Origin of the sequence: Leptolinea tardivitalis (assembly GCF_001050275.1) — a bacterium.
GTDB lineage: Bacteria > Chloroflexota > Anaerolineae > Anaerolineales > Anaerolineaceae > Leptolinea > Leptolinea tardivitalis.
The window spans coordinates 518,590-542,097 of record NZ_BBYA01000010.1; the positions used below are offsets into that span (position 1 = coordinate 518,590).

A 23,508-nucleotide genomic window follows, 5' to 3' on the forward strand; every position below is an offset into this window, starting at 1 on the left:
CAAACTCTTTTCTTCCCTAATTCCCGCTCGCACGAACCTGCGCATGGGTATTGAGCTGGAAAGCAGCCATCACAGCTTCTTCTCCGGAAATGCCGGCTGCCTCCACTTCACGAATGGCCTCAAGCACGTGTTTATAGTCTTTTGGCAGTACCTTCACAATCCTCTGGCTGACATCATTCCACTTTGCCAGAATTCGATGAGCCAACGGACTGGAAGTTAGCCGGGCATGGTTTTCAATCAGGGTTCTGACCTCATCCTGTTCCGCCGGGTCTTCAAGGTAACCGAGCTCAACCATCTCTTGATTGCATTTCTGATCAAAATCAGCATCCCAATCTATTACATAGGCAATGCCGCCAGACATACCAGCGGCGAAATTGCGCCCGGTGCGGCCAAGCACAACCACCCGTCCGCCCGTCATATATTCGCAGCCGTGGTCACCCACCCCTTCCACAACGGCTGTCATACCGCTGTTGCGCACGGCAAACCGCTCTCCGGCAACTCCGCTCACATACGCTTCGCCCGATGTGGCACCATAGAAAGCCACATTGCCAATGATGATATTTTCTTCCGGCGCAAACGGCGAACCGGCAGGCGGGCGCACAATCACCCTTCCACCGGAAAGTCCTTTGCCGATATAGTCATTGGAATCTCCTTCGAGTACAAGCGTAATCCCTTTCGGGATGAACGCCCCAAAACTTAACCCGGCTGAACCATGGAAGGTCATATGAATGGTGTCATCCGGTAAGCCATCTGGACCATACCGGCGGGTTACCTCACTGCCGACCTGTGTTCCCACAACCCGGTTGACATTGCGGATGGGCATATCTATCGTGACCCGCTCTCCTTTTTCCAGTGCCGGTTGACAAAGATCGAGCAAAACCTTGCGATCCAGGGCTTTTTCCAGATTATGTTTCTGTTCGATAGTTCCATACCGATCCGTGTCTACAGAAACCTGAGGCATGTGCAGCAGTGGAGAGAGATCAACATATTTGGCTTTCCAGTGATTGATATCTTTCCGGGGTTCCAGTTTATCCACCCGTCCAATCATTTCATCTACGGTGCGGAAGCCTAACTGCGCCATGATCTCGCGCATTTCACGGGCAATGAAATACATGAAATTAACCACATGCTGTGGATCGCCTTTGAAATTCTTACGGAGTTCAGGGTTCTGAGTAGCGATACCCGTCGGGCAGGTATCCTGCTGACAGACACGCATCATCACACAACCAAGAGCCACCAACGGACCGGTGGCGAAACCGAATTCTTCCGCACCCAGCAAAGCTGCCATGACCACATCGCGGCCAGTTTTTAACTGTCCATCTGTTTCAAGCACCACCCGGCTGCGTAAATTGTTCATTACCAGAGTCTGGTGGGTTTCCGCCAGCCCCAATTCCCAGGGAAGACCGGTATGTTTGATGCTGGAGAGCGGCGACGCTCCTGTACCGCCGTCATGCCCGCTGATTAAAATGACATCGGCATGGGCTTTTGCCACTCCAGCGGCAATGGTACCCACGCCAACTTCCGAAACCAGCTTGACATTGATGCGCGCCTGAGGGTTTGCGTTTTTCAGATCAGTGATTAATTCAGCAAGGTCTTCGATGGAATAGATATCATGATGCGGTGGAGGGGATATCAAACCTACTCCGGGAGTGGAATGACGTACCTTTGCAATCCAGGGATAAACCTTCTTTCCCGGCAGTTGACCGCCTTCACCGGGTTTGGCGCCCTGCGCCATTTTAATCTGCAATTCTTTAGCATGGATCAGGTAGTTGCTGGTCACCCCGAACCGGGCAGAAGCCACCTGTTTGATGGCACTGTTGCGGGAATCTCCCGAGTCGTCCGGTTCATATCTGGACGGGTCTTCTCCGCCCTCACCGGTATTGCTCTTGCCGCCAATGCGGTTCATGGCAATGGCCAATGCTTCGTGTGCCTCTTTGCTGATGGAACCGTAAGACATGGCTCCGGTCTTAAAACGGTGGACGATCGATTCAATAGGCTCGACCTCATCCAGCGGTATGGGCTGATCCGCAAATTTAAATTTCAGCAGGTCTCGCAATGTGGCCAAACCATCAGCCTGGTTATTGATCAATTCGGCATATGCCTTATAAGCGGCATAATCATTATTGCGGACCGCCTGCTGGAGTTTGTAGATTGTCTCTGGATTGAACAGGTGATGCTCTCCATCTGCCCGCCACTGGTAATTTCCTCCAGAATCCAGAGTGCGCCCGTTTACCGCCCGATCGGGGAAGGCATGGGCATGCCGCATGGCCACTTCGCGCGAAACCACGTCAATACCGATACCGCCAATCCGTGATGGTGTGGATGTGAAGTATCGGTCAACAAATTCCCTGCTCAGACCGATGGCTTCGAAGATCTGTGATCCAAAATAGGAGGCAATAGTCGAAATCCCCATCTTGGAGATTACCTTGACAACACCTTTAACGATGGCTTTGGTGTAATTGTGGGCTGCCGTGTGGTAATCGATTCCGCTCAGCAATCCCTGACTGATCATATCTTCAATACTGGCATACGCCAGATAGGGATTAATGGCCAGTGTTCCATAGCCGATCAGCATGGCAAAATGATGTACTTCCCGCGGTTCGGCCGATTCAACCACCAGACCGATCTGTGTGCGGGTGCCCCGGCGCAGAAGGTGGTGATGAAGCCCGGAAACAGCCAGCAAGGCCGGAATGGGGGCATGGCTTTCATCGATCCCCCGGTCAGAGAGAATGACGATATTAGCTTCGTCATTGGCGATTATCTCATCCACCCGTTTATACAGGTCATCCAATGCCTTTTCAAGACCCCGTCCATCTTCCTCCGGATTGAACAGGATAGGCAAAGTGACGGTTCGGAAATACAACCGGTTGAGTTGGCGGATCTTTTCCAATTCCTCATTATCAATGATGGGAGATTTCAGCTTGATCATGCGGCAGTTTTCAGGCCGCGGTTCCAACAGGTTTTGTTCCGAACCCAGCATCACTTCCGTGGAAGTGACGATTTCCTCGCGGATGGCATCAATGGGAGGGTTGGTCACCTGGGCAAATAGTTGTTTGAAATAGTTGTAAAGTAACTGCGGTTTATCCGAAAGGACCGCCAGCGGAGTATCGTTTCCCATGGAACCAATCGGTTCCATAGCGTTGCGGGCCATGGGCGCCAGAATGGTGCGTAAGTCTTCAAAGGTATATCCAAAGGCATGTTGATACTGGCGGACTTTTCGCTGGCGTTCCTTTTCCTGCTGTTCCAATCCGATGCCGCTTAGGGGCGGCATCTGTGGATCAGGTAGATCTTCCAGATCCACCATGTATTTATTCAACCACTTGCGGTACGGCCGAATGGTGGCCACTTCATGTTTGATCTCTTCATCACTGACAATGCGGCCGTCTTCTGTATCAATCCAGAGCATACGCCCCGGCTCTAATCGGCCTTTTTTGATGATGGATTCAGGGGGCAGGTCCAGCACACCCACCTCGGATGCCAGAATGACCAGATCGTTGTTGGTGACATAATACCGGGAAGGTCGCAATCCGTTGCGGTCCAGGGTGGCTCCGATGCCGTTACCATCGGTGAATACCATAGAAGCCGGGCCGTCCCACGGTTCCATCATGGAGCTGTGGTATTCATAAAATGCTTTTTTTTCTTCACTCATGGTCTCATGGCGTGACCAGGGTTCGGGGATCATCATCATGATGGCATGCGGCAGTGAACGGCCGGTGAGTACCAGCAATTCAAGAACATTGTCAAAGATGGCCGAGTCTGACCCATCGGCATTGATAACAGGCAGAATTTTGGGCATGTCGCTGCCAAACAAGGGGCTCTGAAAATGGCTTTGTTCGGCATCTACACTGTTCATGTTCGCACGCAGGGTGTTGATCTCTCCATTGTGTGCCAGATAGCGGCAAGGGTGAGCGCGATCCCACGAAGGGAAGGTGTTGGTGCTAAAACGGGAATGCACCATAGCCAGGGCGGTTTCCATAAGCGGATCGGAGAGTTCAGGGTAAAAATGGCGCACCTGGGTAGAGGTCAACATGCCTTTATACACCAGAGTCTTGTACGAAAGGCTGCATATGTAGAATTGCTGGTGGCCGGGCATGTCTCCATAGCGGAGAATCTGTTCTGCACGTTTGCGAATGACATACAACTTGCGTTCAAAAGACATGCGGTCTTTAAGGTATGGACTGCGTTCGATAAAAACCTGCCTTACCACCGGCTGGGCAGCCCGAGCCGTAGCACCCAGCAGACTGCCATCTGTTGGAACCGTCCGCCAACCCAACACCTGCTGACCCTCTTCTAAAACAATTTCTTCAAAACGCCTTTCCATGGCGTCGCGCTGGGCGTCATCCACAGGCATGAAAAGCATCCCAACACCATAATACCGGGGACCGGGAAGGTTAAACCCGGCGTATCTACACTCTCGTTGCAGGAACCTGTGCGGAGTTTGAATCAACACACCGGCTCCATCGCCGGTATTCGATTCTGAACCACTGGCACCACGGTGATACAGATTATCCAGAATTGTTAAAGCATAAGAAATGATCTCATGAGAGGGAATCCCCTTGATGTTGACCACGAAACCTGTGCCGCAAGAATCGTGTTCAAATGATGGATCGTACAGGCCTTGTCTGGGGGGAAGCCCGATTTGGGGTTGTTGGGTGGGTTCGATCATGGTTCACATCCTGGTGATACAGTTGTACCAAAGACAGCCTCCAGGCTGTCAGACGAAAAGAGGAAAGAAAACTGCCCGCCAGTGGACAGTCAGATGAACTATGGCTCGGTTTGGGGAACGTCAGTTGGAAGACGAGAGGAACCGCAGCCCTTGAAAAAGTAACCCGGCACGGCCGGCGAACCCACCGCCACGAAAAACAACAGGAAGGTTGCGAATTTTCAGAAAGGAACTTGCGGCATCAGGAAGCATAAGGACGAAACATTTACGACCAATTGGGTAAATAAAACCCTTGCTGGTTGAAAAACCAGTGGTCGCATTATATCCAGACTGTCCGTTTTCCATAGTACCCAAATGGGTAATATTTATTGGTGTTTCCACAGAGGAAACTGGTTCATGTATAAAACTGATGATCTGGTAAAAGACCTCCATGCCAGATTCAACTGATGAACAGAATACGCCGGAAGCAGGTACAGCAAATTCAATTGGTCTATAATGCATAGCAACCAATCCTGGAGTTGTTTCTATTTTTTATGAATGCAGGGGGATAGAGAGTACCCGTCACACAAATAGACAATTTGAATTTCGGGTATGTATTTAGGCATTATTGTACGAAATTCATTATTCAATTACAAGAGGGAGTTTTTATCAATCAGATTCATTGAAACCAAGATGAACTTGAGGGGTTAAAAATATTAATAAAAGAGAAAATCTGACAATCCCTGTATAATGGAGTATCCCGCGTATTATTTAATAAAATAGATACACCATTCCAGTTTCCAACGGAGACGATCTTGAAATATTATCTGATAGTCAATCCCATTTCCGGGCGTGGACATGGTGAACGGTCAATTCCTGAAATTGAAGCTCAATTTAAAGCAGCCAACCTGGACTATGAGATTCGACGGACAGAATACTCAGGTCATGCTATGGAACTGGCTCGTCAGGCCAATGGTTTTGATGTGATCATTGCTGCCGGGGGCGATGGTACGGTAAACGAAGTCTTGAATGGCATACTGGAAGCGGACCATCAAAACGGTTCCCAGCCCGCCATGGCGGTCATCCCTGTTGGACGGGGGAATGACTTTGCCTACAGCATGGGCATACCGGCAAGCATTCCCGAAGCGTGCCAGTGCATCACAGCCAATCACCGCCGCAAAGTGGATACCGGACGGGTGTACGGTGAGAACTTTCCAAACGGCCGATATTTCGGCAACGGGGTGGGCGTGGGGTTTGATGCCGTTGTCGGTTTTGAATCGCTCAAGATGAAATTGCTGACCGGTTTTGCCTCTTATATCGTGGCTGCCTTAAAAACCACATTGCTGTATTTCGATGCACCGAAACTTCGACTGGTGACTCCGGAAGGTGAACATAACGGCCGCTATCTGATGGTCTCTATCATGAATGGCATCCGCATGGGCGGTGGCTTTTATATGGCGCCGGAGGGTAACCCAACCGACAACCACTTTGACCTCTGTGTGGTCAATCAGGTAAAGAGGCGTGAATTGCTTCCTCTGGTTAACAAATTTACAAAAGGTTCCCAGAAGGGCGATCCGGCTGTTACTTTTCTGCATACCCATCAACTTGAAATACATGCGGTGGATGGTACCATTCCGGCGCATGCAGACGGCGAAACGGTTTGTGAAAAAGGGTCCTCCATCCGCATTGAACTTATCCCCCAGAAGTTGGAAATGGTCTACCAGCCGGGATTGAGAAACTGAAATGACCGTAGCCGGGATAGTGAATTTCACGATTCGCGGGATTACCCGCACCATCTGCCAGGTGGATGACATGGAATTGTCGCGGATTCCATCCCACGGGCCGTTGATCCTGGTAGGCAACCACGTAAACTTTCTTGACGCTCCCATTCTGCTTTCCCATTTGCAGCCGCGGCAGGTGGTGGCACTGGTCAAATATGAGACCTGGAACAACCCGGCGCTGGGACTGCTGTTCAGCACCTGGAAATCCATACCCATCCGCCGGGGGGAAGCTGATATGAATGCCTTCCGAGAGGCGCTGCGTGTTCTAAAAGAAGGCAAGATGCTGGCTATTGCACCGGAAGGAACCCGCAGCGGCACCGGCATTTTACAGCAAGGGCAGCCGGGAATGGTGCCGCTGGCCATCAAATCAGGTGCTCCCATATTGCCGGTGGCATATTTTGGCGCCGAAGGTTTTTGGAAGAATATCCGCGGGTTGAACCGCACGCCGTTTACGATCCGTGTGGGACGGCCGTTCCGCCTGAAATATGACGGGGTACTGCCCACCCGCGACGAACGCAGCAAAATGACCGCGGAGATCATGTACCAGATTGCCGCATTATTACCGCCAGCCTATCGGGGATACTACGCCAATCTGGAAAACGCCACGCAGGATTATCTGGAATTCCTGGAAGGCAGTCTGACGTTGTAAGAAAAAAACGTCGCTCAGATCTGATCTTAACCTGCCGGTGCAGACCATTCCACCACACGTGCCTGTTCCAGGCTGTCTTTAACCCGAATAAACCGTTGATTGGCTGAGCCGCGGAAAAACAGGCCCGGCTGGCGTTCCTCCTGCCGGAAGGGGCCATCCACCAGAACATCACACTGGCGGAGTAAATTCATGCGCAAGGGGTCGTTTTCTTTCAACAGAAAATCCCATAAAAAACCGGTGTATGCCCACACTGATTTTTGCCGGGCATGAAATTCTGCCGCTATGACCGCCGCTGCATCAGGCTGCAGGAATGGTTCGCCGCCGCTCAAGGTCACACCGGTGATCAACGGGGAATCATGCATGAGCCTAAAGACGTCGTCCAGTTCATATGCCACCCCGCCTTCACGATCCCAGGTTTCGGGGTTATGACAGCCCGGGCAATGATGCTCACAGCCCTGAAAAAAGACGGTGATGCGCATGCCCGGTCCGTCGGTGACACTTTCACGGGTAATACCAGCCAGCCTGACGTTCATTGAGTCAATCGGTTAATGCAAGTGGGCATGCCGGTCATGCAATTCAGACTGTTTGGCGGCATTAAACCGGTCGACTGTTGAAAGATAACCGGTAATGCGGCGAATGCGGCGGATATCCTGTGAACCACAGGTGGGGCATTCCTCATCAATCAGACCTCTGTATCCACAGATACGACACTCATCAATGGGGAAGTTGATTCCACCATAGCCTACACCCAGTTGTCCCATGGTGCGAATTACAGTTTCAAAGGCAGCCAGATTGTTGACCGGAGGTGCATCCAATTCTACATAACTGATGTGACCGGCGTTGGTCATTTCATGGTACGGGGCTTCTATGGACATCTTTTCATACGCCGTCACATCGCTGCTCACCGGCACATGGAAGCTGTTGGTATAGTAATCTTTATCAGTAACTCCGGGGATAATTCCATAGACTTTTTTATCAATGCCCAGGAAGCGTCCGGACAGACCTTCTGCCGGGGTAGCCAGGAGGGTGAAATTCAGGTCATACTGATCAGCAAAGAAATCGGTCATACGGCGCATAAAACGGACGATCTCGAGCCCCAACTGCCGGGAAGCCTGTGATTGAGCCTGATTGGCGCCGGTCAAGACAGTAAGGGTTTCCGCCAGGCCAATGAACCCGATAGAAAGGGTGCCATGACGGATAGCCCGGGCGATTTCATCGTATGGCTGCAATTGATCCGATTCAACATACAATGCCTGCCCCATCAGGAAGGGCATATCTTTTACTTTAAGGTGTGCCTGAATCTGGTAACGATGCATTAATTGACGGGCAACCAGGGTGAGGGTTTCTTCCAGTAGACGGTAGAACTGGTTGACATCACCATTGGATTTCAAGGCGATGCGCGGCAGATTGATGGACGTGAATGACAGATTGCCCCGACCATCACTGACGGCATTACCGTGCCGGTCAGCAATCACACGGGTGCGGCAGCCCATATACGCCACCTCGCCGTTAAATGGTTTATTGTGCGGCGCATCCATGAAGGAGAAGGTCGGGTTCATCCGTGTGGCGGCTGTCTGAATAGCCAGTTGGAACAGATCATAATTTGGATCACCGGGGTTAAGGTTGACGCCTGATTTCACCCGGAAGATGATATTGGGAAAAATGGGTGTTTCACCCCGGCCCAATCCTCTGGCATATGCCTGAAGGAGACTACGGGTCACCAGCCGGCCGGCTTCCGAGGTGTCACACCCCAGGTTGATCGAGCTGAAAGGCACCTGTGCCCCGGCCCGGCTGTGCATAGAATTCAGGTTATAGACCAGTCCTTCCATTGCCTGATAGACCTCATTTTCGTCGGCGCCATCGACAAAGTCTGCCATATCACGGTCAAAGAAGGCAAACGATTGACCACCGTGCATGTCATTTTGTGAACTTTGCAGAATAATGGCCGCCAGAGCCGCCGCCGATGAGGGCCGTTTGGGTGGACGGATATAACCATGCCCGGTATCAAACCCGGTATGCAGCAGCCGTCCGAGCGGGATTTGAACACAGGTCAGCGTTTTGGCATAAAAGTCAAGGTCATGAATGTGGATATCGCCATTAATATGCGCCTGGGCGATATCTTCGGGGATGAGCCGAGACAGGTAGTACTGTCGGCTGGCGGCCGAAGCGATTTGCAACATCTTGGCAGAGGGAGAATTGCCCACATTGGCATTCTCACGGTTGGTTTCCACCAGTGTCTCTGCCACGGCGTCCATCAGTTCTGATTTCCCCTCACGGATACGGGTGCGGCGGTCGCGGTAGAGGATGTATGCCTTGGCTGTTTTGGCATGTCCATTTTCGATCAGTATCTTTTCAACAGCATCCTGCACTTCTTCCACAGCCGGCAATACAATTTTCTTCTCATCGCGCAGGTAGACCACCACCAGGTTAGCGAGGCGGCGGGCTGTATCCATATCATGCCCGCCTACGGCTTCGGCCGCTTTGTAAATAGCCATCACGATCTTTTCAAGGTCAAAATCATCTACCCGTCCATCCCGTTTCTGGATGGACTTGAAATAATGAGCGTTTACTGGTTTTATCGTCTCTGGATGTGTTTCATCCACAAGAATCGAACGTGACATATCTGAGTTCATATTTTTCCCTCTTTTCCTTTAATGTCTTCCCAATAGTACGCAATCTTCATTATTTCTCCGAGTGATTTTCGTTCCAAAATTGGATGCTTTTTTTATTGAAATAACTTTTTCCTGGTTTGTGTTGTCGCTTCAATCATGTTCTTTAATGCCGGAATTACCTCATCCCAATTCCGGGTTTTCAATCCACAATCCGGATTGATCCATAATTTCTCCGCTGGAAGAACCTTAAGAGCCTTTGTAATCAAGTTTATATATTCCTCTACGGTTGGAATACGAGGTGAGTGAATATCATAGATACCCGGACCGATTTCATTCGGGTATGAAAAATCACTAAAATGTTTTAGCAATTCCATTCCAGATCGCGAAGCTTCGATAGAAATTACATCCGCATCCATCTGGACAATTGCCTTCATAATGTCGGCAAATTCGCCGTAACACATATGGGTATGGATTTGTGTTCGATCGTCTGCTCCCCCACATGCCAATCGAAAACAATTGACAGCCCATTGAAGATACTGGTTTTGGGCAGATTTATGTAATGGTAAACCTTCTCGCAAAGCAGGTTCATCGATTTGAATGATCTTGATTCCGGCTGATTCAAGATCATTAACCTCATCACGCAGACAAAGTGCAATTTGTGTACCAGTGACATCTAGAGGTTGATCATTCCGGACAAATGACCAGAATAATATAGTAATTGGTCCGGTCAACATCCCTTTGACTGGTTTTTTTGTTAATGATTGTGCGAAGGTAGTCCACTCAACGGTCATGGGTTTTGGCCGGGAAACATCTCCATAAATAATTGGCGGTCTGACACATCGGGATCCATAACTCTGAACCCATCCATTTTCAGTGAACGCGAATCCATTCAATTTTTCGGCAAAAAATTCAACCATATCAGTACGTTCAAATTCACCATGCACCAGAACGTCCAAATTCAATTCTTCCTGAATTTGGATTGCATTTGAAATCTCACGTTTGACAAATTCTTTGTATTGATTCTCAAGAATCATTCCTGAATTGAATGCAGCTCGTTGTTTTCGAACCTCGATTGTTTGAGGAAATGATCCGATCGTTGTAGTCGGAAGAACGGGCAGAGGCACTACCTGCGATTGTTTTTTTCGCCGCAGGCAATAATCGCTCTGTCTGTTGTAATCAGAAGATTGGATGCTCTTTACCCTTTTCTGGACATTCTGATCAACGATTGCCTTTGATGTTCTTCGATCTTCACAGGCTTTCGTATTGTTTGCAAAATATTCCTGTACCTGGTCAATTTTCCCGTTGACTGCCATGTTGATGGCTGTGAGTTCATCAAGTTTTTGAATGGCAAACGATAACCATGTTTTTAGTTCAGGATTCAGGTTTTCTTCCTGAGTCAGGTCATATGGGCAAAAAAGAAGTGAACAATTTGTTGAAATTTGGAGCTTTGTTGTATCCCATCGGGCAGCGGCTTTTTGTGCTATTTGAAGAACCGAATTTAAATCTGCTTTCCAGACATTTCGTCCATCTATCAACCCTAATGAAAGAACTTTATCAGGTGCAGTTGCAGATAGTACTCTCTCAAGCTGTTCTGGTGATTTAACCAGATCAATGTGCAATCCTGCCACAGGTAATTTGACCGCCATATCAAGCACGTCGGTCAATCCGTCAAAATATGTTGTCAACATAATTTTGATTTGATAATTTTTAAAGTATTGATAGGCTGTCTGGTATGCTCCCTGGACGTCAGAATCAATGTCCGTAACCAGACATGGCTCATCCATTTGAACCCATTCTGCTCCTGCGGAAATCAACTTTTCCAAGATTTCAGCATAAACTGGAAGAAGGTTTGTTAATAAGGAAATCGTTTTCGTTGCAGGCGCTGAAGATTTACTAAGAAGTAAATATGATACAGGCCCTAATAAGACCGGGCGCGTAATTAACCCTGCTTCTCTGGCCTCAATAAACTCATCAACAGGTTTGGTTGACCGAAGGGTGAAATGCTGATCGGAACTTAATTCAGGAACAATATAGTGGTAATTTGTATCAAACCATTTCGTCATTTCCATGGCAGGGATTTGCTCAGTACCCTTCTGGTAACCGCGAGCCATAGCAAAATACAAATCGAGATCATTGAGATGAGATCTCAAGATTTCAAATCTTTCGGGAATTGCTCCCACCATACAGGTCATATCCAAAACCTGATCATAAAAAGAAAAATCGTTGGATGGAATGACCTCAATCCCTCTCTCTTTTTGCATCCGCCAATGTTCGCCCCGCAATTGCACCCCTGTAGCGATTAGCTCTTGTTGAGAAATCTTACCCTTCCAATATTTCTCAAGGGCAAATTTCAATTCACGATGCGCCCCAATTCGGGGGAAACCCGGTAAAGCTGTGACAGACATATCAAATCTCCTTTTCGTAAAAAATAAGCTCACCCTTGAAACAGGATGAGCTACTTACGAAAAAGAGATGTACCACTCGTAGGTTGCTCAACCCTTTGACGCGAAGGGTGTGATAACTTGTGGACAGGCATTCGGACTTTCACCGTTGCGCGACAGTGCCAGAATTGCACTGGACTTTCCCTGCTATTTCAACCGCCTACGACAGGCTGGTTCCACAAGGCTTTAGAACATTATAATCATCTGCAACAAATTGAACTTGATCCTAAGTTTAAATTATCTGAAATGTTAAGATTTCTAATCTACCACTCTAATCTTTCTCATTTCAAGAGAAGTTCAGACAGAACGTAACACTTTTTTTAATTTGTTTCGTCTAAAGAATGTGCCTTGCTTCATTTCTACCATGATCAGGGCTATTTTGTGCCGAGATAATCGAGGCTTCAAATAACAAAAGCCGGAAGACACCAGGTGGAGAACTGGTTCAATTACTTGCCAAAATCACTGCCAACTGCTTCTTCCCTTTACAAGATTCTTTTAGAAATGTTTTGATCTTTGCGAGATTTAGATCAAAATCGCATCTTGATGATCGTTCCCTTATCCACTTCAGATTCTGCCCAAACCTTGCCTCCCTGGCTTTCCACCAGTGCCTTGACAATAGCCAGCCCCAGGCCGGATTTTCCTTCATCCGTGTCGTTGTGGCGGGATTTATCTGCCCGGTGGAAACGATCAAAAATCAAAGGCAATTCCTCCGGGACAATACCGCTGCCATTGTCGGCGACACTTAATTCAACCTGCCCATTTACCTTTGTTCCTCTCAGGGTAATCCGGCCGCCTTCCGGTGTATACCGGAGGGCATTGCTGATAAGGTTATCAAATACCTGCAACATGCGGGCTTCATCCACATGAATTTCGGGCAAGTCAGCCCCGGCTTCCACGCCAATAGTAACAGATTGCCGGGCGGCATGATGCTGGAACAGGGCGGATGCCTGATCCAGTAAAGTTTTTGGATTGAGATTCTGTGGGTGAAGAGTAAGCTCACCGGCATCGGCCTGAGAGAGCATTCGCAAGTCGCCTACCAGATTTTGCAGCCGTTCAATTTCTTTGTAGATCAGGGCAAAGCGTTCCGGGGTGGGCTGCAATACCCCTTCTTGCATTGACTCAATGTACCCGGCAATTACGGTCAACGGTGTTCGCAAGTCATGGGCTATATCGGCCGTCATCTGTTTTCGTGAGGCATTAACCCGCGATACTTCACGGCTCATTTCATTGAATGCTTCCGCCAGTTGCCCGATCTCATCATGCGATGTAACTTTGACTTCCTGTTCTAAATGACCTTCTGCAATGCTCTGGGCTGCCCGGGTCAGGTCCCGCAATGGCAGGGTGAGTGTGCGAGCCAGTATGATACCGATGATCACCGCCACCAGCAATCCGGTGACAATGGCTATAAGAAGCGCCTGATTAGTGCGCTCCAGAAAGAGAGATTCCTCCGGACTGTACCGGGAAATACGTTTGGCCGTCAGGATGGTGCCGACAACAGCGCCATTGGCTTTAATAACGTCATTATTCGAATACAATTCTGACGGCAATTGAGCCCCCACTGGAAAATCCTGATCCACAGAGACAATCACAACCCCGTTCGGATCGGCCAGGCCGAATAAATTCCTGTGAAAACGCTCTTCATACGGTTTACCAGGTTCCGGACCCGGCACCTTGGTGGGTTCAGAAGGATTGGGTGTAGGGATGGTCTGCCTCTGCATGTCTTCCCAAACTTTATCCACACCGTCCCATGAACCATGTTCGATGTAGTAATTACTGAGGGATTGCACCATGTTGCTGCGCTGCTGATCAATGATGAATTGAGCCAGACTGTTGTTGGTTGTCACCCGCACAAAAATGGCTGCCATGGCAGTAGCCGAAAAAGCCACCACGATAAAAGCCAGTGTCAACTTCCAATAAAGAGATTTACTTGTTACGTTCATTCGGCTTTCATAAAGCGATACCCCACCCCAAAAACGGTATCAATATATAAAGGTTTGGCTGGATCCGGTTCAATTTTGGTACGCAGATTCCGGATGTGAACATTCAATGTGCTGTCCAGTCCTGTAAATCCGCTGTCGGCCAGCTGATCGATCAACTCGGAACGCGAAAATACCCGCCCGGGAGACCGCATCAGCATGCGCAAAAGGTCAAACTCAATCGGGGTCAAAGAAACAGGGGTATTTTTCATGGTAATGGTATGCGTTCGCTCATCCAGAACGAGATCACCTTCACGGTAGAGGGCAAATTTCTCTGAGGCTTCATCTTTGCGTCTTAACACAGCATGGATGCGTGCCACCAGCTCACGCATACGAAATGGTTTGATGACATAGTCATCTGCACCCAGCTCCAGACCAACCACCGCATCCGTTTCTTCTTCACGAGCAGTGATGATGATGACCGGAGTCTGGCGCTCTTGCCGGTACTGGCGCAAGAAGTCATAGCCATCCATGCGCGGCATCATAATATCCAGCAAAATTAAATCCGGCTCTTCATGGCGAGCTGTGTAAATAGCATTTTGTCCATCTGTCGCGGTGATTACTTTAAATCCCTGCTCTGATAGATAATCCTGCAACAATTGACGAACGCTGGCCTGATCATCCACTACCAGAATTTTATTCGACATACTCTTACTCCAAAACAGATACCTGAACCCATTCTATATCCGGTGATTAGATTATCACGCATTTGTATAGATTTTATTCAGATCGTTCAACAAATTTCTTTACATTTTTCCGAAAACCTTTTCCCTCTCATTATGAAACCTGAATAAATAGTAAACAAATACTTACTAATATAGACCTGTAACCTCCGAAAATTTAAACGCGGGAGTTCTAATCAAGTTCAGGTTTAGAGGAGATGGATTGATGAAAAGAAAAAACTTGCTGGTAGATACCGCCATTCTGATTGGTTTCTTACTATCTACCGCACCTCATTTTACCGGCAACACCATTCACGAATGGCTGGGTACCGCACTGGCGGTAACATTGATTGTTCATATCTTAATGCACTGGGAATGGATCATTTCTGTTGGAGCAAATTATTTCAAGAAATTATGGCAAGTGTCGCGTCTTCAATTCATTGTGGATGTCGGTGTTTTTACCGCCTTCCTGATATTGATTACCAGCGGACTGATGATGTCTAAAATCGTAATGAGCACGCTGGGCATACCATTAACACCCTCTCATGCCTGGAAACCAATCCATTCCATAACTTCGAATGCTGCTGTGATTTTGACCGGGATCCACTTCGCCCTGAATTGGAGCCTCGTCGTCCGAATGATCAAGACGTATGTTATCAAACCGGTATTGTCTATTTTTCAAAAGAACTCTGCCCGGTCAATCTCCGTTGCAGATCATCCAGGAATGAATGATTGAGAGGAAGACAGAAAAATGAAAAAAGTAATCGTAAGAATTCTGATACTCACAGCCATCATCGGGTTACTGGCGGCCGCATTAATCGCCATAGTAAACACTTCCGCAGGATATTCCCTGATATCATCAGATGACAGATCCGAAGGGATTGCACCAAACCCATCATTCTCTACCAGCCCATCAACAACACAGCCGGGAACGAATCTACCACCTGAAGGATTTCGAGAACACGATCAGCAAAATCCAGGGGTAATTGGCTCGATTGAGGTTCTCAAGAATATGGGAATAATTGCTGCCATCACTTTTGTCATTGTGCTCTTCCGTGCAGGTTTCAAAAAGTTGCGTCAAGTTTTATCAAAGAAACAGCCTGTCTCTGTCAGATAAAAAAACCGCCGGTGGATGAAACTATCCAAACCGGTGGTGTTTTTTTAGTGTGATGCCTTTACTTCGTAGTGCTGCGCCCGATCGTCAAACCGTTTCAAAACCGCCCGGGCTTTAGGTGGGACCACAGAGACTTCATAATCTTCGCCGGCAAATACCCGTACCGCATCCAGGTGATCAAACCACATGATCGTGATAAACTCCACGTCTTCCCCAACATTCCGACGTAAGAGTTGAATTCCCTGATAACCGGTGATTTGACGTTCACCAATTCCAACAAAGATCTCTTCTCTCAGTAGTTTTTCATAAATATCTGCGTTTTCCTGTGTAGTATAACCATGCCAAATTCTAGCGATCATTATTGTTCCTATTTATTGATAGCTGTCTCGATTTTGAATTGAAAGTCCAGTAATTCTTGATTACCGGGATTGATGGCTAATGCACTGGTTACGATCTGCAAAGCCTCGTCATATTGCTGCCGGTAATAAAACACCTTGATTAATATCAACCAGTATTCAATATTCTGCGGATATTGTTTGACGGCTTCCCACGCTTGAGTCTCTGTATCTGCATATTTCTGTTGATTGAACAGGCATTTCAGATAACCTACATGATACGCTGTCTGTTCTGGGTCTTTGGCATACCGTTGGAACAGGATTTCCTCTCCATCAGACCATTTTTTTGTCACATCAAATTGTTCAAGGAGAAGATCCACCCAGGTGACCTGGGCATTGGGGTCCTTGACCGTCATGGCTGTCAGACGGTTAATTGCTTGTTGGGCATGCTGAATTTTCAGCTCATGGCGTTTTTTCTTTTCATCAGGTGGTTCATTTTGTAAGAAGAGATCATATCGTTTGATAAAGCTGGATTGTTCCAACTCCTTCAAGTTCTTTTCCGCCTCCCATCGGCTCAACCTTGTCAGGTAATCTACCTGATCGAAACAATCTTGCATACGTAATTCGAGATAGAGTTGAACCGGTTCACTGGTTATCCAATTGTTCCAGGTGACCAGGTCTTGAGAATTAAGGTATCCATCTGGTGGAAAACTTTTTAAGTTGAAATCGGTAATTTCAGGATATCCAAACTCATCCACGACTACAATGGAAATATATTTTTTAAAATCTTCCAGCGATTCTGGAAGCGGCACCTGTTTCATAGGACGGCTGTTTTCCACTTCACCCGGTAAGGTGGAATAATCCTGTAAATCTCGGGAAGAATCAATCCAAAAACAGCCAGGGGCGGGCAGAGAATTGATGAAGTTGATCTGCCGCATCTGCGGGATGAGTTCAATACTTTTTCCTGATGGTAAAACGGGCATACAGATCCCCTTACACTAATGAAACGCCATTACCAGAGCCAACAGCAATCCCCCTGCAATAACACTGCCAAGTTGACCGGCTGTATTGGAACCCATTGCATGCATCAAGATGAAGTTTTCAAAATCTTCTTCCTGTGCCATTTTGGCAGATAAACGGGCAGCCATGGGGAATGCACTGATTCCGCAAGCGCCAATTAACGGATTGATTGTATATCCGCTGATCCAGCACATCAGCTTTCCAAACAACAAACCAGCCACTGTGTCAATTACAAAGGCCAGCAGACCCAGAATCAGAACAAAACCGGTTTGAACATTCAGAAAGCTGGAAGCCGTCATGGTTGAACCGATCGTCAGACCAAGGAACAGAGTGGCGATGTTGATGATCTCATTTTGGGCTGCCTTGCTGAGCCGGTCAACCACACCGCTCTCGCGAAGCAGGTTGCCTAACATCAGAGTGGCAATCAAAGGTGCGGCATCCGGAGCCAACAGGCTGACAATTACCGTTACCACAATCGGGAAAATGACCCGGACACGTTGTGAAACAGGCCGGGGAGCATATTCCATGCGTACAAGCCGTTCACGGCGTGTGGTCATCAGCTTCATGATAGGCGGTTGAATGATGGGAATGAGGCTCATATACGAATAGGCCGCCACGGCAATGGGAGCCAGCAATTCCGGTGCCAATTTGGTTGCCACAAATATGGCTGTGGGGCCATCAATGGCCCCAATTACACCTATGGACGCTGCCTGATTTAATGGAAACTTCAAAAGAATGGCCAGAAGAAGAGTGGCGTAAATACCAAATTGACCGGCAGCCCCGAGCAAAACCATTTTCGGCTGTGCCAGCAAAGGACTGAAATCGATCATCGCACCTACACCGATAAAAATTAACAACGGAAAAAGTTCTGTTTTGATTCCGGCATCATATAGAATTTTGAACATGCCGTTCTCGTTTGACATACCCAGGTTGGCCAGAATGCAGCCAAAACCAATCGGCAGTAAGAGAACTGGTTCATATTCCTTTTTTACAGCCAGATAGATCAATATGGCACCGGCCGTAATCATCACAGCATTGCCAATGGTAAATGAGCCAAAACCGCGGGAAATTTCAGCAAAAAGTCCGCTTAAGTCCATATGACCCCGTCAATCAGTGAATTCCATCAGAATCTGATTGTGGCGTACCTGATCTCCAGTACTGACCAGAATATGGCCAATCACGCCGCTGCGTCCGGCCCGGATGGAGTTCTTCATCTTCATGGCTTCCAGCACACACAACTCATCACCCCGGTTGACGGACTGCCCGGCAGCTACTTTAATCTCAATGATCACACCGGGAATAGGCGCGGCAACGCCGCGGGAAGAAGCCGGTGGCATACCCAAAGGTATTTCTGACGGACGATTGTCCGATTGACGTAAGGATGACTGATCGGCTGGTTTTTCGGGCAAGGCAACCGGCGTTTCTTCTTCAGGCCAGACCTCGATTTTCTCGCCATTCACCATTGCCACAACCGGACGTGCCTCCAGATTGTCCAATTCAACCGAGTACGTTTGTTCACCAATCTTGATGGAATAGCGCATACGTCAGTCCCTCCGCAAGGAGCGGTGTGAAATTATCCGCGATTTATCCTGCAATACCTGTGCCCGTTGCACAGACTGCCAGGAATTGCCCGGTTGAATCACCGGCCGGGTATTTGTCTTCTTGCGTAAATCACGTTGTGCCAATGCCACGGCCAGAGCTGCCGCAGCCGCTTTGCGGTGATTATCTAATGCAGAATGGTCTGTTTCTTCAGAAGATTCAACGACCGATGTTGTTTCTTCTTTTGGCTGGAATCGGGCATCCAGACGGACCATCCCGGCCATCAAACCCCAGAGAAGAACGATGGCCGCAAAAACCAGTCCCATTCCAATAGCCGTAATAATTAATCCGGGAATGATATCGTTAGCCATGGTCGTCCTTCTATACCGGTATATTGCCGTGACGCCGGATCGGGTGACTGACAGCTTTCGTTTGCAGAGCCTGTAATGCGGCAATTACTTTCTGCCGGGTTTCCTGAGGTTCAATCACCTCATCTATTGTGCCGAGAGAAGCCGCGGTGTAGGGATTCAGATATGTCTCGCGGTATTCCTGTGTCAGACGTTTACGTTCAGCGGTCGGATCATCCGCCGCTTCCACCTGTTTGCGGTAAAGGATATTGACAGCACCTTCAGGACCCATGACGGCAATTTCAGCACTCGGCCAGGCATAGGTGATATCCGTACCCAGATATTTGCTGGACATGACTACATAGGCACCGCCATAAGCCTTGCGGGTGATAATGCTCACCTTCGGGACAGTTGCCTCAGAATAGGCATACAGTACTTTTGCCCCATGCCGGATAATCCCACGATGTTCCTGATCGAGCCCCGGCAGGAAACCAGGGGAATCGACCAGTGTCACCAATGGGATATTGAAACAATCGCACCAACGGATGAAGCGGCACATTTTATCCGCCGCATCGATATCCACAACTCCCGCCATGACAGACGGCTCCTGGGCAATGATTCCGACCACCTGACCGCCCATACGGGCCAGGCCGACAATTACATTGCGGGCAAATCCAGTTTGCATTTCCAGGAATGATCCTTCGTCCACAATCTGTTCAATCGCCGAGCGCATCACATAGGGCTCTGAAGCATCCATTGGTACAAGCAAGTTCAGTGCCGGACATAACCGCAAGGGATCGTCCGATTTACCAACCGGTGGATTTTCCAAATGATTTGAGGGAAGGTACCCGAGTACGCGGCGGCACAGGTCCAGGGCAGACCGTTCATCCGGGGTTGTCAGGTGAGCCAGACCGCTGATATTCAAATGCGTATCCGCACCACCCAGCACTTCTGAATCCACAATTTCGCCAGTGACTGACTTGATGACATCAGGTCCGGTGAGGAACATGAAAGATTGTTTTTCTACCATAATGATCAGGTCTGTCAGAGCAGGCGAATAGGCTGCCCCTCCGGCACATGGACCCATGATCAGACTGATCTGCGGGATGATCCCGGAATACAGGGCATTTCGTCGGAAGATTTCGGCGTAACCAGCCAGACTGCGCACTCCCTCTTGAATACGTGCACCACCAGAATCGATCAAGCCGATGATCGGTGCACCACTCTGGGCAGCCAGATCCATCACCCGGCATATTTTATGACTTTGCATTTCACCCAGCGCTCCGCCTTGAATGGTGAAATCCTGGGCGTATACATACACAGGGCGGCCATCCACCCGGCCGTAGCCGGTCACCACGCCGTCTCCCAGGAAAACCTCTGGGGATTCTGTGCCACCATCCGGTCGTGCCGTGATAAAAGGTTCCAATTCAGAAAAAGTTCCGGCATCGAGAAGCAAATCCAGACGTTCTCGTGCCGTCATCTTGCCTCTGGCATGTTGACGGGAAATCCTATCCGCTCCGCCTGCCTGTAATGCTTTCTTGCGCCATTCTCTGAGACGAGTAATGCGGGGATCTTCTTCTGTCATATTTTCCTCTTAGTAGAGTTGCTCCTTTTATTCTACTGTTTTTCGGGACATGCGTTTCATAAAGAGAGCAACTTTCGTGCTAACATCTGAACCAATTTCCATGCATATTCAAACAGATTAAATAGCAGCACCAGGCTCCCGGAATTGTGCCTTCCGTGAAGCCTGGTGCTGCCAACGATCATCACATCCAATTATTTCGGACTACCAACTTTTACTTCAACTTTTACACAGGCCGTTCCCGGTGGAGGCAGGGGGATGACAGGTGTTTCGATCTTCCTGCCTTCCACAAAGGTTTCTACGGCATTGCCCGGCCCAACTCTCTGAATATGGATGTCATATTTCACATCGCGGAACAGGCGTGAGGCAGTAACCTCTTTCCAAGATTCGGGGAATACCGGTTGAACAGACAGACCCGTGAAGGTCGGACGGATACCCAGAATATATTGGGTGATGGCCACAAAGTTCCAGGCTGCCGTTCCGGTCAGCCAGGAATTCTTAGCCTCTCCCTTTGTCGGAGCTTCTTTTCCGGCTATCGTCTGGGCATACACATACGGTTCCGTACGATGCACTTCGCTGATGGCTTCTCGAACGGATGGGCAGATACGTTTGTAATAATCGAAAGCTTTGTCACCGTGCCCGAGTTTTGTCTCTGAAATCATAATCCAGGGATTGGTGTGACAGAATACGCTGCCATTTTCTTTATAGCCGGGCGGGTAAGAGGAGATTTCACCCAGATGCAGGTAATACTGCGTATACCCGGGATTATTGACCACTATTCCGTGTTCGGTAGCCAGTCGTTTTTCGACAGATTGCAGGGCTTTTTCCGCTTTGCCATCTTTCAGGCCAATACCCGCCATTACACACATACCCTGCGGTTCAATGAAAATCTGACCTTCCTTGCAGGTAGCAGAACCTACGGGATTACCGTAGTCATCATAGGCTCGACGGAACCATTCACCATCCCAGCCGTGGCTGGTCACGATGGGTTCCATGTCGGCAGCTACCTTATTATAGAAATCAACGTCTTTTTTGTTGCCCAGATAGTCGGCCAATTCAGCCATTTCATGGGCAGCCAGAACCAACATACCGCCGATAAAAACGGATTCAGCCACCTTACCGTCTTTTCCTGTGGTTGTCTGGAAAGATTCTCCCGGTTCTGAGGAGAAGCAATTCAGGTTGAGGCAATCATTCCAGTCCGCCCGACCGATCAACGGCAAACCATGCGGCCCGGTACGTTCCAGGATGTATTGAATGGCGCGCTGCAAGTGTTCGTAAAGTGGTTGCTCACTGCCGGGTTTGCTGTCATAAGAAACCAGTTCGTCCAGAACGCCGCGGTCTCCGGTCTCTTTGATATAGGCACATACAGACAATATCAGCCACAATGGATCATCATTGAAGTTGCTGCCAACGGCGTCATTGCCGCGTTTGGTCAACGGCTGATACTGGTGATAGGCACCTCCAGTTTCCAATTGGGTTGCGGCAATGTCCAGCAGACGCTGGCGGGCGCGTTCGGGAACCATGTGGACAAATCCAAACAGATCCTGGGTCGAATCACGGAAACCCATTCCGCGGCCAATTCCGGTTTCAAATCCGCTGGCTGACCGAGACATGTTGAATGTAACCATGCACTGGTAGGCGTTCCAGATGTTGATCATGCGGTTGGCATGTTCATCTGGAGTGGTCACCTGGAAGCGGGAGAACAGGGCATCCCAGTAATGATGCAGATTTTCCAACGCGGATTGAACTTCACCAGCCTGGGTAAATTGTTTGATCAGCGGTAATGCCCGGCTCTTGTTAATGACTTGTTTTGCCTGGTCTTCAAATTTCTCTTCATTCGGGTTTTCCATATAGCCGAGCAGGAAGATCACCTCACGCTCTTCGCCGGGGGCCAGAATGAGTTCGCTCTGAATGACACCCACCGGTGCCCATCCGTGAGCAATACTGTTGGAACAGGCTCCTTTGGCCACAGCCTGAGGGGAATCCCAGCCATTGAAAACACCCAGGAAGTTTTCACGCTGAGTGTCAAAGGCTTTCATGGGTGCCGATGAGGTGAAATAGGCAAAATGGTTGCGGCGCTCGCGGTATTCTGTTTTGTGATAAATCACATTATCGAGGACTTCGACTTCGCCTACATTATAATTTCGCTGGAAGTTGGTGGCATCGTCATTGGCATCCCACAGGCAGAATTCCACTGAAGCAAATGACATCAGGTTGGCTGGAGTATCACGCAGGTTTTTTACCCGCAGACGCCAGATTTCAAGGTTCTGCCCCATCGGAACAAAGTAAAGCACTTCGGCAGAGATTCCAACAAAGGTGGAAGCAATGGTGGTTGTTCCAATGCCGTGCCGACAGGTGAAAGTATCAAGCTGTCTGCGAACCGGCATCCAGGTGGGAGACCAATAGGTTCCGGTGGCTTTATCACGTAAATAAATATACCGGCCGCCAATATCCATGGGCGCATTGTTATAACGATAGCGGATGAGGCGTCTCAAACGGGCATCTTTATAAAAAGAATAGCCGCCGGCGGTATGAGATATCAAACCAAAATATTCTTCGCAGCCCAGATAGTTAAACCACGGCAAGGGAGTATCTGGACGAGTGATGACATATTCACGGGTTTTGTCATCAAAATATCCGTAACGCATGAAGTCCTCCTCGGATTTCTACAGGTGAAGTGTAATTGAGTCAACTTCTACTCACAGTATCGGGATTAACCGATCTGTTGAACCATAAACCGGCCTGTGTTCCGGCAGCATAGATATCACAACGATCACTTTTATACCAACGCAATTTTTACTCTATGGG

General features: G+C 48.7%; 18 protein-coding genes and 1 riboswitch. Of the genes, 4 read left to right on the forward strand and 14 right to left on the reverse strand.

The features are described 5' to 3' along the window. Window positions 1-16 precede the first annotated feature (16 nt). Window positions 17-4,666 (reverse strand): glutamate synthase large subunit, encoded by a 4,650-nt coding sequence (gltB, locus tag LTAR_RS11860; RefSeq protein WP_062422449.1) that lies wholly within the window; start codon window positions 4,664-4,666, stop codon window positions 17-19. 120 nt (window positions 4,667-4,786) lie between these two features. Next, on the reverse strand, window positions 4,787-5,164 hold the full coding sequence (locus LTAR_RS11865; protein WP_062422450.1) for a hypothetical protein: 378 nt from the start codon (window positions 5,162-5,164) through the stop codon (window positions 4,787-4,789). Between the two features lie 293 nt (window positions 5,165-5,457). Between LTAR_RS11865 and LTAR_RS11870 the strand changes: the two genes are divergently transcribed. Continuing rightward, the gene (locus LTAR_RS11870; RefSeq protein WP_062422451.1) at window positions 5,458-6,384 is read left to right on the forward strand and encodes a diacylglycerol/lipid kinase family protein; all 927 of its coding nucleotides are present in this window, start codon (window positions 5,458-5,460) and stop codon (window positions 6,382-6,384) included. A gap of 1 nt (window position 6,385) precedes the next feature. Next, window positions 6,386-7,072: a lysophospholipid acyltransferase family protein gene (locus tag LTAR_RS11875; RefSeq protein WP_062422452.1), complete on the forward strand. Its 687-nt coding sequence runs from the start codon at window positions 6,386-6,388 to the stop codon at window positions 7,070-7,072. A 26-nt stretch (window positions 7,073-7,098) separates the two neighbouring features. On the opposite strand, the gene nrdG is transcribed toward LTAR_RS11875, so the two are convergent. From nrdG to LTAR_RS11900, 5 genes are all read right to left on the reverse strand, one after another. After that, complete coding sequence (gene nrdG, locus LTAR_RS11880) at window positions 7,099-7,605, reverse strand: anaerobic ribonucleoside-triphosphate reductase activating protein (protein WP_062422453.1); 507 nt, start codon at window positions 7,603-7,605, stop codon at window positions 7,099-7,101. Window positions 7,606-7,617: 12 nt separating this feature from the next. Beyond that, window positions 7,618-9,693 carry an anaerobic ribonucleoside-triphosphate reductase gene (gene nrdD / locus LTAR_RS11885; protein ID WP_081419973.1) on the reverse strand — a complete coding sequence of 692 codons (2,076 nt, stop codon included), beginning with the start codon at window positions 9,691-9,693 and terminating at the stop codon, window positions 7,618-7,620. A 104-nt stretch (window positions 9,694-9,797) separates the two neighbouring features. After that, complete coding sequence (metE, locus tag LTAR_RS11890; RefSeq protein WP_062422454.1) at window positions 9,798-12,089, reverse strand: 5-methyltetrahydropteroyltriglutamate--homocysteine S-methyltransferase; 2,292 nt, start codon at window positions 12,087-12,089, stop codon at window positions 9,798-9,800. Between the two features lie 117 nt (window positions 12,090-12,206). Further along, a riboswitch (adenosylcobalamin-variant (AdoCbl-variant) riboswitch) is annotated at window positions 12,207-12,284 on the reverse strand. A gap of 368 nt (window positions 12,285-12,652) precedes the next feature. Further along, window positions 12,653-14,065, reverse strand: a complete 1,413-nt coding sequence (locus LTAR_RS11895; RefSeq protein ID WP_062422455.1) for a sensor histidine kinase — start codon at window positions 14,063-14,065, stop codon at window positions 12,653-12,655. Beyond that, entirely contained in the window at window positions 14,062-14,748 is a 687-nt protein-coding gene (locus LTAR_RS11900; RefSeq protein WP_062422456.1) for a response regulator transcription factor, read from the reverse strand. The genes LTAR_RS11895 and LTAR_RS11900 overlap by 4 nt, the downstream gene beginning before the upstream one ends. Window positions 14,749-14,989: 241 nt before the next feature. Between LTAR_RS11900 and LTAR_RS11905 the strand changes: the two genes are divergently transcribed. Next, window positions 14,990-15,499: a DUF4405 domain-containing protein gene (locus LTAR_RS11905; RefSeq protein WP_062422457.1), complete on the forward strand. Its 510-nt coding sequence runs from the start codon at window positions 14,990-14,992 to the stop codon at window positions 15,497-15,499. Between the two features lie 15 nt (window positions 15,500-15,514). Then, window positions 15,515-15,880: a hypothetical protein gene (locus LTAR_RS11910; RefSeq protein WP_062422458.1), complete on the forward strand. Its 366-nt coding sequence runs from the start codon at window positions 15,515-15,517 to the stop codon at window positions 15,878-15,880. A 44-nt stretch (window positions 15,881-15,924) separates the two neighbouring features. Here LTAR_RS11910 and LTAR_RS11915 read toward each other — a convergent pair whose 3' ends face one another. From LTAR_RS11915 to LTAR_RS11945, 7 genes are all read right to left on the reverse strand, one after another. Then, entirely contained in the window at window positions 15,925-16,236 is a 312-nt protein-coding gene (locus tag LTAR_RS11915) for a hypothetical protein (protein WP_062422459.1), read from the reverse strand. An 8-nt stretch (window positions 16,237-16,244) separates the two neighbouring features. Continuing rightward, complete coding sequence (locus tag LTAR_RS11920; RefSeq protein ID WP_062422460.1) at window positions 16,245-17,195, reverse strand: tetratricopeptide repeat protein; 951 nt, start codon at window positions 17,193-17,195, stop codon at window positions 16,245-16,247. A 15-nt stretch (window positions 17,196-17,210) separates the two neighbouring features. Next, entirely contained in the window at window positions 17,211-18,329 is a 1,119-nt protein-coding gene (locus tag LTAR_RS11925) for a sodium ion-translocating decarboxylase subunit beta (protein ID WP_062422461.1), read from the reverse strand. 9 nt (window positions 18,330-18,338) lie between these two features. Further along, window positions 18,339-18,773 carry an acyl-CoA carboxylase biotin carboxyl carrier protein subunit gene (locus tag LTAR_RS11930; RefSeq protein WP_062422462.1) on the reverse strand — a complete coding sequence of 145 codons (435 nt, stop codon included), beginning with the start codon at window positions 18,771-18,773 and terminating at the stop codon, window positions 18,339-18,341. A gap of 3 nt (window positions 18,774-18,776) precedes the next feature. Continuing rightward, on the reverse strand, window positions 18,777-19,142 hold the full coding sequence (locus LTAR_RS11935) for an OadG family protein (protein WP_062422463.1): 366 nt from the start codon (window positions 19,140-19,142) through the stop codon (window positions 18,777-18,779). A 10-nt stretch (window positions 19,143-19,152) separates the two neighbouring features. Beyond that, window positions 19,153-20,703, reverse strand: a complete 1,551-nt coding sequence (locus tag LTAR_RS11940; protein ID WP_062422464.1) for an acyl-CoA carboxylase subunit beta — start codon at window positions 20,701-20,703, stop codon at window positions 19,153-19,155. Between the two features lie 191 nt (window positions 20,704-20,894). Next, entirely contained in the window at window positions 20,895-23,348 is a 2,454-nt protein-coding gene (locus LTAR_RS11945) for a glycoside hydrolase family 94 protein (RefSeq protein ID WP_062422465.1), read from the reverse strand. Window positions 23,349-23,508: the final 160 nt, after the last annotated feature.

Excerpts from the sequence above, each read along its gene's own strand:
- gltB (WP_062422449.1), bottom strand. The coding sequence starts at position 4,666 with ATGATCGAACCCACCCAACAACCCCAAATCGGGCTTCCCCCCAGACAA.
- LTAR_RS11865 (WP_062422450.1), bottom strand. The coding sequence starts at position 5,164 with ATGCATTATAGACCAATTGAATTTGCTGTACCTGCTTCCGGCGTATTC.
- LTAR_RS11875 (WP_062422452.1), top strand. The coding sequence starts at position 6,386 with ATGACCGTAGCCGGGATAGTGAATTTCACGATTCGCGGGATTACCCGC.
- nrdG (WP_062422453.1), bottom strand. The coding sequence starts at position 7,605 with ATGAACGTCAGGCTGGCTGGTATTACCCGTGAAAGTGTCACCGACGGA.
- nrdD (WP_081419973.1), bottom strand. The coding sequence starts at position 9,693 with ATGTCACGTTCGATTCTTGTGGATGAAACACATCCAGAGACGATAAAA.
- metE (WP_062422454.1), bottom strand. The coding sequence starts at position 12,089 with ATGTCTGTCACAGCTTTACCGGGTTTCCCCCGAATTGGGGCGCATCGT.
- LTAR_RS11895 (WP_062422455.1), bottom strand. The coding sequence starts at position 14,065 with ATGAACGTAACAAGTAAATCTCTTTATTGGAAGTTGACACTGGCTTTT.
- LTAR_RS11900 (WP_062422456.1), bottom strand. The coding sequence starts at position 14,748 with ATGTCGAATAAAATTCTGGTAGTGGATGATCAGGCCAGCGTTCGTCAA.
- LTAR_RS11905 (WP_062422457.1), top strand. The coding sequence starts at position 14,990 with ATGAAAAGAAAAAACTTGCTGGTAGATACCGCCATTCTGATTGGTTTC.
- LTAR_RS11910 (WP_062422458.1), top strand. The coding sequence starts at position 15,515 with ATGAAAAAAGTAATCGTAAGAATTCTGATACTCACAGCCATCATCGGG.
- LTAR_RS11915 (WP_062422459.1), bottom strand. The coding sequence starts at position 16,236 with ATGATCGCTAGAATTTGGCATGGTTATACTACACAGGAAAACGCAGAT.
- LTAR_RS11920 (WP_062422460.1), bottom strand. The coding sequence starts at position 17,195 with ATGCCCGTTTTACCATCAGGAAAAAGTATTGAACTCATCCCGCAGATG.
- LTAR_RS11925 (WP_062422461.1), bottom strand. The coding sequence starts at position 18,329 with ATGGACTTAAGCGGACTTTTTGCTGAAATTTCCCGCGGTTTTGGCTCA.
- LTAR_RS11930 (WP_062422462.1), bottom strand. The coding sequence starts at position 18,773 with ATGCGCTATTCCATCAAGATTGGTGAACAAACGTACTCGGTTGAATTG.
- LTAR_RS11935 (WP_062422463.1), bottom strand. The coding sequence starts at position 19,142 with ATGGCTAACGATATCATTCCCGGATTAATTATTACGGCTATTGGAATG.
- LTAR_RS11940 (WP_062422464.1), bottom strand. The coding sequence starts at position 20,703 with ATGACAGAAGAAGATCCCCGCATTACTCGTCTCAGAGAATGGCGCAAG.
- LTAR_RS11945 (WP_062422465.1), bottom strand. The coding sequence starts at position 23,348 with ATGCGTTACGGATATTTTGATGACAAAACCCGTGAATATGTCATCACT.